General features: G+C 49.2%; 12 protein-coding genes. 4 read left to right on the forward strand and 8 right to left on the reverse strand.

The window, feature by feature from the left end; translation table 11 throughout:
- Positions 1 to 138 precede the first annotated feature (138 nt).
- The 6 genes from hflC to H591_RS0101775 all read right to left on the reverse strand — a co-directional run bounded on the left by hflC (position 139) and on the right by H591_RS0101775 (position 5,552).
- Positions 139 to 1,008: a protease modulator HflC gene (hflC, locus tag H591_RS0101750; protein ID WP_022965221.1), complete on the reverse strand. Its 870-nt coding sequence runs from the start codon at positions 1,006 to 1,008 to the stop codon at positions 139 to 141.
- A complete protein-coding gene (gene hflK, locus H591_RS0101755; RefSeq protein ID WP_022965222.1) occupies positions 1,008 to 2,171 on the reverse strand; it encodes an FtsH protease activity modulator HflK in 1,164 nt (387 codons plus the stop codon). The genes hflC and hflK overlap by 1 nt, the downstream gene beginning before the upstream one ends.
- A gap of 103 nt (positions 2,172 to 2,274) precedes the next feature.
- Positions 2,275 to 3,576, reverse strand: coding sequence for a ribosome rescue GTPase HflX (hflX, locus tag H591_RS0101760; RefSeq protein ID WP_022965223.1), 1,302 nt, complete (start codon positions 3,574 to 3,576; stop codon positions 2,275 to 2,277).
- A gap of 12 nt (positions 3,577 to 3,588) precedes the next feature.
- Positions 3,589 to 3,843, reverse strand: a complete 255-nt coding sequence (hfq, locus tag H591_RS0101765; protein ID WP_022965224.1) for an RNA chaperone Hfq — start codon at positions 3,841 to 3,843, stop codon at positions 3,589 to 3,591.
- A gap of 79 nt (positions 3,844 to 3,922) precedes the next feature.
- Complete coding sequence (miaA, locus tag H591_RS0101770) at positions 3,923 to 4,888, reverse strand: tRNA (adenosine(37)-N6)-dimethylallyltransferase MiaA (RefSeq protein ID WP_028244105.1); 966 nt, start codon at positions 4,886 to 4,888, stop codon at positions 3,923 to 3,925.
- A 79-nt stretch (positions 4,889 to 4,967) separates the two neighbouring features.
- The gene (locus H591_RS0101775) at positions 4,968 to 5,552 is read right to left on the reverse strand and encodes a YajG family lipoprotein (protein WP_022965226.1); all 585 of its coding nucleotides are present in this window, start codon (positions 5,550 to 5,552) and stop codon (positions 4,968 to 4,970) included.
- A 611-nt stretch (positions 5,553 to 6,163) separates the two neighbouring features.
- On the opposite strand from H591_RS0101775, the gene mqo reads away from it, so the two are divergent.
- Positions 6,164 to 7,651 carry a malate dehydrogenase (quinone) gene (mqo, locus tag H591_RS0101780; RefSeq protein WP_022965227.1) on the forward strand — a complete coding sequence of 496 codons (1,488 nt, stop codon included), beginning with the start codon at positions 6,164 to 6,166 and terminating at the stop codon, positions 7,649 to 7,651.
- A gap of 75 nt (positions 7,652 to 7,726) precedes the next feature.
- On the opposite strand, the gene H591_RS0101785 is transcribed toward mqo, so the two are convergent.
- The gene (locus H591_RS0101785) at positions 7,727 to 8,206 is read right to left on the reverse strand and encodes a YajQ family cyclic di-GMP-binding protein (RefSeq protein ID WP_022965228.1); all 480 of its coding nucleotides are present in this window, start codon (positions 8,204 to 8,206) and stop codon (positions 7,727 to 7,729) included.
- Positions 8,207 to 8,352: 146 nt separating this feature from the next.
- On the opposite strand from H591_RS0101785, the gene H591_RS0101790 reads away from it, so the two are divergent.
- From H591_RS0101790 to H591_RS0101800, 3 genes are read left to right on the forward strand one after another with little or no spacing between them, the layout of a single operon-like run.
- Positions 8,353 to 9,321, forward strand: a complete 969-nt coding sequence (locus H591_RS0101790) for a response regulator (RefSeq protein WP_022965229.1) — start codon at positions 8,353 to 8,355, stop codon at positions 9,319 to 9,321.
- A gap of 6 nt (positions 9,322 to 9,327) precedes the next feature.
- Complete coding sequence (locus H591_RS0101795) at positions 9,328 to 10,248, forward strand: 2-dehydropantoate 2-reductase (RefSeq protein ID WP_022965230.1); 921 nt, start codon at positions 9,328 to 9,330, stop codon at positions 10,246 to 10,248.
- Positions 10,249 to 10,273: 25 nt separating this feature from the next.
- Positions 10,274 to 10,852: a cob(I)yrinic acid a,c-diamide adenosyltransferase gene (locus tag H591_RS0101800; protein ID WP_022965231.1), complete on the forward strand. Its 579-nt coding sequence runs from the start codon at positions 10,274 to 10,276 to the stop codon at positions 10,850 to 10,852.
- Here H591_RS0101800 and H591_RS0101805 read toward each other — a convergent pair.
- Positions 10,847 to 11,797: a Nudix family hydrolase gene (locus tag H591_RS0101805; protein WP_022965232.1), complete on the reverse strand. Its 951-nt coding sequence runs from the start codon at positions 11,795 to 11,797 to the stop codon at positions 10,847 to 10,849. The genes H591_RS0101800 and H591_RS0101805 overlap by 6 nt on opposite strands.
- Positions 11,798 to 11,807 lie beyond the last annotated feature (10 nt).

An 11,807-nucleotide genomic window follows, 5' to 3' on the forward strand; every position in this document is an offset into this window, starting at 1 on the left:
TGCCGCATGATATCACAGATCATTCTGTGCATGCCTGTCGCTTTTCGCCCGACACTTCTAGTCTTTTAGCAAAGCTAGCAATGCCCTTGCTGAAACAGCACAGGCCACTACAAAAGTAGCCTGTGCTGTTTACTCAAGTTAGGGTTTAACTTGTTCCATATACTTGAAAAAATCGTTATCTGGCGATAGCACCATGATATCGCTTTTATCAGCAAAGCTCTCGCGGTACGCCATTAAGCTACGGTGAAACGCATAGAACTCTTGATCCATACCATAGGCTTTAGCGTAAATTGCAGTGGCCTTAGCATCACCCTCACCTCGAATCTCTTCAGCTTCACGGTAAGCTTCAGCCAGCAAAACACGACGCTGACGATCAGCATCGGCACGAATACCTTCTGCCAACTCTTGACCTTTAGCGCGGTGCTCACGAGCTTCACGAGCACGCTCAGAACTCATACGCTCAAACACACTGAGGTTGACTTCCTTCGGTAAGTCAATCGACTTAACCCGCACATCAATCACCTCAATGCCCAGTTCTTTACGCGCCATACGATCCAGCGACGCAGTGATGTCAGCCATCAACTCATCACGCTGACCACTGACCACCTCATGCAAGGTGCGCTTACCAAACTGATCACGTAAACCTGACTCAAGACGACGCGCCAAACGCTCATCAGCAACCTGCTTAATGCCTGACGTTGCGGTGTAGTAATGATCTGCATCAGCCACACGCCACTTAGCGAAAGCATCAACCATCACTGCTTTTTTCTCTAGCGTTAGAAAACGCTGAGTCGGTGCATCAAGGGTCAACAGACGCGCATCAAACTTGCGCACTTGGTTGATATAAGGAATTTTCACATGCAGACCAGGCTGCACATTCGCTTGCTCTACCTTTCCGAATTGCAGCAGTACTGCACGCTCTGTTTGCTGGACAATATAAAAACTGTTCCAAGCCACCAGTGCAATTACAGCACCTACAATCAATACGAATGTCGATTTATTACTCATTAGCGGCTACCTCTGGCACGTAGATCACGAGACAGCGCATCGCTACTTAAGCGAACGCTGTTGTCAGAAGAACTGTTACTGCTCCCTGTCGTCGTGCTGGTGGTTTTCGGTGATGCGGCATTGCGCCCTTCCAGCATTTTATCCAAAGGTAAATACAGCATGCTGTTTTGACCTTTATCGCCAGTTAGCAATACTTTGCTGGTGTTGCTGAGCACTTCTTGCATGGTTTCCAGATACAAACGCTGACGCGTGACTTCCGGTGCTTTACGGTATTCAGTGACCAACTTAGTAAAGCGGTCGGCCTCACCCTCGGCACGCGAGATGGTTTCATCACGGTAACCATTGGCTTCTTCACGTAAACGCTGTGCCTGACCACGTGCTTCTGGAATCACACCATTGGCATAGGTTTCAGCTTGGTTCTTTTCGCGCTGCTCATCTTCACGCGCACGAATCACATCGTCAAATGACTCTTGCACTTCACGCGGGGCTTGGGCGTTTTGTACGTTAACTTGAGTAACGGTAATACCGGTACGGTACGTATCAACAAAACGCTGTAAGCGCTCTTTCACTTCAACCGCTAAGACTTCACGACCTTCAGTGAGCACCTGATCCATCGCGGTAGAACCAACGACATGGCGCAGCGCACTTTCAGTAGCTTGCTGCAAACTCACCTCAGGCTCATCAACATTCAGCACATAATCTTCTAAACTGCTGATTTTGTACTGCACAGTTAATGGCACTTCGATGATATTTTCATCTTCAGTCAGCATCGGACCTTGGCGGGTATAAGCACGTTCACGGGTGACGTTTTGCTCATACTTACGATCCATCGGCGGGAAGTAAATATTCAGACCTGGACCCACTGTTTCGTGGTATTTACCCAGACGTAAAATAACTGCCTGCTCTTGCTCATCAAGCGAGTACACCGCTGTGTACAGCCACATGGCCGCGAGCACAGCAAGCACTACTGCAACTAAACCGAAACCACCACCCGAGCTTTTTGATCCTGGTTTCTTCGGCCCGCCAAACAGGCTTTTTAGATTATCTTGCAGTTTACGCAAGGCTTCATCCAGATCCGGAGGACCCTGTTTCTGGCCACCGCGTTTGCGGTCACCCCAAGGATCCTGATTATTCGAGTTACCACCGGGCTCATTCCAGGCCATAGTGTTCTCCATCTATTTGAAAGGCAAAATGCACATAAAAGCGCACTATATTATAATTAATCTACGCAACCATCACAGTGTTCAGTTGCGCAGTTTATCGCGATCAATGCTCGGCAAATTGTGCAAAAAAGTCGCTGGGCGTTACCCCTTCGCGGCTTAAGAGCTTATCCATTTCGATTTTGGCCACGCGCAGTTTTAATACGCTAGCACCATCCTCAGCATGAGTTTCTTGCTGTACAGCATTCAGATCAAACAATTTGCCACGCAAACGGCTGTGTTCTTGAGTGAGGCGCACTGTAGCAACATATATTTCTTCTTCCAACAGCTCAGCAATCGCCTGCTGCAGTAAATCAATACCCTGCTGCCCTGCCGCAGACAACCATACACGCTGCGGCACACCCTGCTCATCACGTTGAATGTGCGGCTCAAGATTATCCATCAGGTCAATTTTGTTATAGACCTCAAGAATGCGTACATCATCAGCGTCAATTTCTTGCAGCACTGTCAGTACTTGCTTGATTTGCTCATCACGCTCTGGCGAGTGGGCATCAATCACATGCAGGAGTAAATCCGCATTGGCCGACTCCTCCAATGTCGCCCGAAACGCCTCAACCAACTTGTGTGGCAAGTGACGAATAAAGCCTACCGTATCAGCTAAAGTAGCCGCGCCAAGATTTGGTATTTCGATACGTCGAACCGTCGGGTCAAGCGTGGCGAATAACTGGTCAGCCGCATACACCTTGGACTCGGTCAGTAAGTTAAACAACGTTGATTTACCAGTGTTGGTATAGCCTACCAACGAGATTCCTGGCATATCAGCGCGCTGACGGCTGCGCCGTGCTAATTGGCGCTGATTGCGTACTTTTTCTAAACGGCTTTTAATCTGGCGCACGCGTACACGCAGCAAGCGTCGATCAGACTCAAGCTGGGTTTCACCCGGACCTCGTAGCCCAATACCACCTTGCTGGCGGCTTAAATCTGTACGACTGTGCACTAAGCGCGTGCTGATGTGCTCAAGCTGAGCCAACTCAACCTGCAATTTACCTTCATAGGTTTGCGCACGCTGCGCAAAAATATCCAGGATCAAACCAATACGGTCCAATACTCGACAGTCTAATTCACGTTGTAAATTACGCTCTTGGCTCGGCGTCAAAGCATGATTAAAAATCACTAAATCAGCTTTTTCTGCCAGCACTAATTGGCGCAACTCTTCAACTTTGCCTGAGCCAATTAAAAAGCGCGCTGTTGGCTGGTGTCGTGAGACACTGACAAAGCGCGCAATTACAGCGCCTGCAGAGACGGCAAGCTCTTGAAACTCATAAGGATCTTCGCGCACATCTGGTGCGTGGCCATCCAAATGTACAAGAATGGCGCGCTCACCTTGCTGAGGGTGCTCAATGATCAAAATAGTCTCCCGCTAAGCGTTGTCCAGCTCAGCATCTGCAGCGTCGTCGTCAGTTGGCAAGCGCACTGGACGACCTGGCACAACTGTTGAAATAGCGTGTTTGTAGACCATTTGGCTGACTGTATTTTTCAGTAAGATCACAAACTGGTCAAAGGATTCAATTTGCCCTTGCAGCTTAATACCGTTGACCAAATAAATTGATACCGGTACGCGCTCTTTACGCAAGAGGTTTAAGTAAGGGTCTTGTAGCGTATGCCCTTTTGACATGTGGTGTACTCCATTTAATTAATTAACAGCCTGTGCAGTGCTTTCAACACTGACGGACTACAATACTGCCCAATCATCTCTATATGGAGAGTCGTTCGAGCCTTTTCAAGACCTGAGACATTTTGTTACAGGATAAAGAATCAAGCCATTCAACATCATCCCAACTGCGCAGCCATGTAAATTGTCGCTTAGCCAGTTGCCGTGTCGCAATAATACCGCGTTCAATCATCTCATCGTAAGCATATTCACCATCAAGGTAAGCCCACGCTTGCCGATAGCCAACTGCGCGTATTGATGGCAAATCAACGTGCAAATCGCCACGCTGACGCAATGCTTCGACCTCAGCAATAAAGCCTTGTTCAAGCATCTGTTGAAATCGCTGGGCAATTCGCTCATGCAAAACACTGCGCTGCTGCGGTGCAATTGCAAAAGTAGCTACATTGTACGGCAAATGAGCGCCGTTAGATGCGAGTAATTGCTGTTTTTCTAGGCTTTGCTTGGCACGCAATTGCGTCATGGTTTGCCCGCTAATATGCCAAACCTCTAATGCGCGCAGCAGCCGCTGTGGATCGTTAGGATGAATCCGCTGCGCAGAGACAGGATCAATCCGCTGCAATTCAGTATGAAGCGCCGCCCAACCCTCGCTTGCTGCCTGCTGCTCAAGCCGTGCGCGCACCTCTGGATCAGCTGACGGCATGGCTGCCAAACCTTCAGTGAGCGCCTTGAAATACAGCATAGTGCCGCCCACCAACAAAGGTATCCGACCACGCGCGGTAATATCTGCCATGGCCTGCAGGGCATCGTCACGAAACTGCGCCGCAGAATAGCTCTGCGCAGGATCAAGGATATCGATTAAGTGATGCGGATATTTCTGCAAAATCTCTGCGTTCGGCTTAGCACTACCTATATCCATACCCCGATAGATCAACGCTGAATCAACGCTGATAATTTCACAAGGCAAGGCATCGGCCAATTGCAAAGCAAGATCAGTTTTTCCTGATGCGGTCGGCCCCATCAGGAAAATAGCCGGTGGCAGCGTATCTATCAAAACAAAACCCTCAGCAGCCACTTACTCTGGCCATATTTAACAATTGTGCAACCACACAGCAACCTGACGTCGAGCCTTACTGAGCCAGTAACTGACCAATTGCAGGATCGTTGAATACGCGCTGCAAGCCTTCACTCAAAACTTTACTCACCAATTTGGTGTTGGTCAGCTCATTAGGGGCTTTCGCGTAGCCTTGGGTTAGATTTGCCGCATAACGCCCATTGTAGCGACGTGTGCCGTTTTGTACTTCTAGTGCATACACCGCACTCAGCTGCGCTTCTTTAATCACGCCATTGCCATCAGTGGCTTTATAACTCAGCTCAACCAGCTTTAAATTAAGCTGAGCTTCACCTGCGCCCTGCTGCATCGGCGTAAAACCGAGCATGCGTACTGCTGCATCAGTTTCCGCTTGTAAGCGCGGCAAAAAGGCTTTTGAGTTAACCGTAATAGCGCTGCTCTGCGCATACAGACCTCCACGTGTGCCAATCACCGGATTAGAGCGCGCGTCAGAAACACGGACAACGACTGGTTGACCTTGTCCAACAGCGACCAACTGGCCACTAAAGCGAGGCTCTGGGGTCAAATACTGCGGACTCAAACCGCAGCCCACCAGACTTACACTGACAATAATGGCCGCACTTGCAAATAGGTAACGCAACATAATTTAGATCCTTTGAAAAAACCGATGAGAATTTTACTAAGTTTAACCAAGCTCTACAGGCTTGCACAGTATAAAGGGTCACAGACCAAATACCCTAAGTTATCCATGCCACTTGATGGCCTAGAAACATTTTATGACACCTTTCGACTAAAGAAATTTTGCATAGATGATCGTTTTTTCTGATTTCATCGTTATAATTACTTCCCAACTATGTACGACACCCCGGTATTTAGGCTGTTACACCGTCTTTGATGGTTTATTTGCTCTAAATCGAGGTTGCCGAGTGCCCTATTTACGGCGCTCAAGCGCACGCTGAACGAGACAATTCTGCACTTTTTATCCTGTGCATCATTCACGCGCAGCTTTCTTGAGCGTCTGCGGTAAAAACATTTTAAAGATCCGTTACTCCAAAAGATGGCGGGACAACTGTTTCACAACTTCACAAGAGTGTGGCAAGCAATGAATAGTTTGGCGTTTACAGTTCCATGCACCAGCAGCCCTCCTTCTTGCAGCGGTTAAAGAATTGACTATTTCGCAATAACCTAACCCTTAACGAGGCTGACTACAGTTTTTTGTGTACAGCCCAATAGCTGCATTTTGGAGACACACTGATGGCGCAAGATAATCAAGCACACTTGGATGTTTTACTGGTGGGTGCCGGTATTATGAGTTCCACTTTAGCCGTAATGCTAAAAGAGCTCGATCCAAGCCTTCGCTTAGAACTTGTTGAGCAAATGGAAGATGGGGCTATGGAAAGCTCTAACCCATGGAACAACGCAGGCACCGGCCATGCTGGGCTGTGCGAACTCAACTACACTCCAGAAGCAGAAGACGGCTCCATTGATATTAAAAAAGCTATTAATATCAACGCCATGTTCGAAGAGTCCAAACAGTTTTGGGCCCACCTGCTCGAAACTGGCACCTTCGGTGATCCTGATACCTTTATTCACTCAGTGCCTCATCTCAGTTTTGTGCAAGGCGAAGACAACGTTGCCTTCCTAAAAAAACGCGCAGACATCATGCAGCAACACCATGCGTTTAAAGACATGCAGTTCACCACAGACAAAAGTGTGATGGCTGAATGGTTGCCGCTGATGATGGCTGAACGTAAAGATGATGAGTCCATGGCAGCGACTCACATTGCCAACGGTACCGACGTTAACTTTGGCGCATTGACGCGTCAGCTACTGAGCTACTTAAGCAAGCAAGACAACTGCAGCCTGCACTACAAAAGCAAAGTTGTAGGGCTTAAGCGTGTTGCTGCAGGCTGGCAGGTCAGCATCAAAAACCTCGCCACAGGCCAACGTCGTGAAGTGACTTCACGCTTTGTTTTCTTAGGTGCAGGCGGCGCAGCTTTACCACTGCTGCAAATGTCCGGCATCCCTGAAGGCAAAGGCTACGGCGGCTTCCCCGTTAGCGGCCAGTGGTTACGCTGCGACAAACCTGAAGTTGTTGAACAGCACCAAGCCAAGGTTTACAGCTTAGCAGCAGTGGGCTCGCCACCGATGTCCGTACCGCACTTAGATACGCGCGTCATTGATGGCAAAAAATCCCTACTATTTGGACCTTATGCAGGTTTCACTACTAAGTTCCTCAAACGCGGCTCATTCCTCGATTTACCGCTGTCCGTACGTTTCGGCAATATTTTGCCGATGCTGGCAGTCGGTCGCGACAATATGGATCTGACCCGTTATCTGATCAGCGAAGTCATGCAGTCAATGGAACAGCGTTTGGATTCTTTGCGCCGTTTCTACCCACAGCTTGACCCAGCAGACTGGAAACTTGAGATCGCCGGGCAACGTGTGCAGATCATCAAAAAGGACGCGAAAAAAGGCGGCATACTGCAGTTTGGTACAGAACTGGTCAGCTCTGCCGATGGTTCACTAGCTGCCTTACTGGGCGCTTCACCGGGTGCTTCAGTGACCGTGTCGATCATGCTCGACTTGCTCAAGCGTTGCTTCCCAGAGCAAAGCGCATCGGCGGCATGGACAGAGAAGCTCACGGCTATTTTCCCAGCGCCACTTAAAGATCTGGAAACTAACGCCGAGCTTTACGCACAAACGCAAGAGCGTTCAGATCGCTTGCTAAAACTGCGATAACCTATAAAAAAAGCCCGCTTACTAGCGGGCTTTTTTGTAGCTCAATACAAGCAGCGACTCTGGGCAGCAGAGGTTTTAATCCCTGAAGTTATCAAACTGCAATGGCATTCCCAGCTCTTGCGTGCGCAATACAGCGATTGCTTCTTGCAAATCATCACGCTTTTTACCCGTAATACGCACCTGCTCGCCTTGAATAGAAGCCTGCACTTTCAGTTTTGCTTCTTTAACTACAGCGACAATTTTCTTAGCTAATTCTTTCTCAATGCCCTCGCGCAAGACCACCTCTTGCTTAACGACTTTTCCCGACGCATAAGCATCTTTGTATTCAAGGCATTGCACATCAATTTTACGCTTAACCAGAGACAGCTTAAGAATCTCGATGAGCTGCTCCAACATAAAATCAGCTTCTGCAGTTAAGGTCACTGTTTTATCTTTAAACTCAAAGCTGGCTTTGCCGCGCAAGTCGTAGCGACGCTCCAATTCTTTAGCCGCATTATCAACCGCATTCGTTACCTCATGCGCATCCAACTCAGAAACCACATCAAAAGATGGCATCGCTATCCTCCCAACTCATTTTTATTAACATTAAAAGTACTTTGATCACAACTGCACATAAGAGCGCTTGCCATTCCAATGTGCCACTATTATAAGGTATCTAATTTGCAGCACACTCATTCAGTTTTACCAAAAATGGTCCAGTTATGCCAAATCCTCTTCTAAGCATTCTTGTTGTAGATGATGCCAAGTTTTCCAGCGTCATGATAGGTCGCACTTTAAATCAAGCGGGCTATAAAGACATTCGTTTTGCCAACAGCGCTGCAGAGGCGCTTAAACTTTTAGATGAGCGCTCAGCAGGAATTTTACTGGCTGATTGGTTGATGCCGGAAATGGACGGTTTAGAATTGACCGCTCAAGTACGCCAGCAAGACGAGCAAAAAGATCATTACACTTACATTATTTTATTGACGGGTAAAGAAGGCGACAATGCCTTAGCTGAAGCCTTTGATCGCGGCGTCGATGATTTTATTAGTAAAAACGCCATGAACGAGCAGTTACTGCCTCGTGTTTATGCTGCCGACCGCCTATACAACACCCTGATTCGTTTACTTAAGGAAAAGCAATTACTCACTCGTAATATTGCTTCGTTGGAATCGCGCAACCAGGTTGATTCTCTTACAGGCTTAGGTAATGTGCGTTATTTAAAACAGATGCTGACAAGCAATCTAAAACAAATTGAATCGCGTGGCGGCACTCTTTGCTACCTATTGATTGGTGTTGAAAACATGGCAGCGCTCTCTAAGCAATTTGGCCGACAAATTCATAAAGAATTGCTGTGCTCAATAGCAAGACGCCTGCAGCAATTGGTTCGTCCATTGGATGTACTGGTACGCATAGATGGTAATCATTTTGCACTGATCACCTTGCTCGATGACCTGCAAGAGTGCACGCCAGTGAGCTTTAAACGTTTATATGATGGCTTAAACGTAAAATCTTTCAAAACTAGCGAAGGTTTTATCAATATAAAAGCTGGCATCAGTTTAATCGGTCTTAATGCTAAAGCATTACCAGCCACTCCAGAGCAACTGATTAATCTGGCAACACAGCGTCTACCTGACTCTTATGCTAGTGGCCGCATTGATGCTTTGCGTCTAAACATACCATCGCAGTAATCATTTATGCTCTGGCATATCCAAGGCCCAGGCAGCTTAGGCTGTTTATGGGCCGCGCGCTTCGCGGCAGCACAGCAGCCTGTGCGTTTAATTGTACGTAACCCAGATGCTCTCGCGCGCTATCAGCAAGTCGGAGTCGTGCGTCTCAGTGATGCCAACCTGCAACAAACACAAAGCTATCCAATCAACGCACAGCTGCCAGCACACAGCGAGCCTATCAGCCACTTATTACTGACCTGCAAAGCTTACGACGCTACAGCGGCCATTGCCCAAGTTGCCCATCGCCTCAATCAAGACAGTCTAGTGGTGCTATTACAAAACGGCCTCGGTAGTCAACAAGCAGTGCAAGCGCTCGTACCTGATACATGCTGCATTGTCGCCTCCAGCACCGAAGGAGCTTATTTAACCGAGCCTTTTCATAGTGTCTTTGCTGGTCAAGGCGAGATCGGGCTAGGCAGCTTAGATAGCAAACCAGAGCCTGAAGGACTGATTAATAACTGCCATAGCGCTCAGATCCCCTGCGCTTGGACAACAGCAATAGATACCACCTTGTGGCGCAAACTGGCGATTAACTGCGCGATCAATCCGCTTACGGTGATCCTCGATTGCAACAACGGTGCTTTAATTGCGCACGCCAACTTGATCAATACGCTTTGTGCGGAGTTACAATCTTTACTCAAGGCAGCACAACACCCGGCAGCAGCTCAAGACCTGCAACAGCATGTTTGGCAAGTGATTGAAAAGACCGCAGCCAACTCATCGTCCATGCGTCAAGATGTGCACAACAAGCGCCGCACAGAAATCAGCTACATGACAGGCTTTGCTTGTGCGCAAAGCATCGCGCTAGAATGCCCCACTCCTGCCCTGCATGCGCTGCATGCACAGCTACAAGCCGCTTTATCGATGCGGGGCTTACCGATTAGCTAACGACCTACATACGGAGATTATCAGTATGGGTTATCGTCTCAGTAAAATTTATACACGCACTGGTGATGACGGGCAAACCGGCCTTGCCGATGGCCGCCGCGTCAACAAAAGCCACCCACGCATTGAAGCCATTGGCGCGCTGGATGAGTTCAATAGTTCGCTGGGTTTATTGTTGGCTGAACTGCAGGATCAACTGAGCGCCGCACCCAAGCTCGAAGCAATCATTACCGCGCTTACACCCTGTCAACACCGCATCTTTGATATGGGCGGCGAACTTGCCATGCCTGAATATCAAGCACTGCACGCCGATGAAATCACCCGCATCGAACAGACCATTGATGCTTGGAATGTGCAAGTTGGACCGCTCAAAGAGTTTATTCTACCGGGCGGCTCACGCTTGATTGCGCAAGCCCATATGTGCCGTAGTAGTGCGCGTAACGCCGAGCGGCGCTGCCAGGCATTGCACAGCAGCGAAGGCTTACGTCCCGAAATACTTGGTTATATTAACCGCTTATCCGACCTGCTGTTTGTTGCCGCTCGGCTGATCGCACAATACCAAGGCTGCGCTGAAATCCACTGGCAAGCGGCAGAAAAACCGCTATAAAGCCTTTGGCCAGAAACCACGAATGGCCGCCACACCTTGCCCACCGATAGCTCTAGCACGCTCAATATCCTGCTCAGTTAAACCACCGAGCAGGAAGGCCGGTGCATTAAACTGACCCAGTAACGCCTGCGCCGCAGGCCAACCCAAAGGCTCGGCATCTGGATGAGTTTGCGTGGCTAAAATGGGCGACAGCGTAACAAAATCAACCTGCAAAGCTGTGGCCAAAGCGAGCTCTTGCGCATTATGACAGGACGCCGCCAGTAGGCGGCCGGTCGCCAACGGACGCTGCAGCCCCGCCAACCCACGCAATTGTTGCGCGGTTAAATGCCAACCTGCATCAGCAAACTCTGCCTGCCAGGCCAAATCACCCTTTAGCATCAACTGCGCGCGCCCGGCGCACAGCCCCTGTAAGCGCCGCGCTAGGGTTTTGTACTCGGCTACTGGCAAGTGTGCTGCGCGCAACTGCAACAACTGACAGCCCACTGCAAGCGCTTGCTCAGCGCCAGCATAGAGTTGCTCCGAGGTGAGCTGCTCTGGGGTAATAAAATACCTATTGGGCAAGCGCGCAGCAGTGACAATACTGCGATTGGCAGCTGGAAACTGATAGTCAGACAAAGCACTGGGCGCAACCCAGCTCACTTCCTGTCCCTCAGCACCATGCGCTGTACCGCTAAACTCATGCACCGCATAGACATCTAAAAGTACATGCAGATCAGGATAGTCATGGCGCACCTGAATCAGCGGTTGAGGATTGGCGATGACAATCCCCAACTCTTCCTGCAATTCACGCTTAAGCGCCTGTTGCGGGCTTTCGCCAACCTCACACTTACCACCAGGAAACTCCCAGAGACCGCCCATATGCTTAGCACGGGGACGCAGCGCCAGTAGAATCTGCTGCGCAGCATCACGGATCACTGCGGCCACTACATGCACACGCTTAGTCATGCCCACAACT

The sequence above is a fragment of the Denitrificimonas caeni DSM 24390 genome, assembly GCF_000421765.1.
Lineage (GTDB): Bacteria > Pseudomonadota > Gammaproteobacteria > Pseudomonadales > Pseudomonadaceae > Denitrificimonas > Denitrificimonas caeni.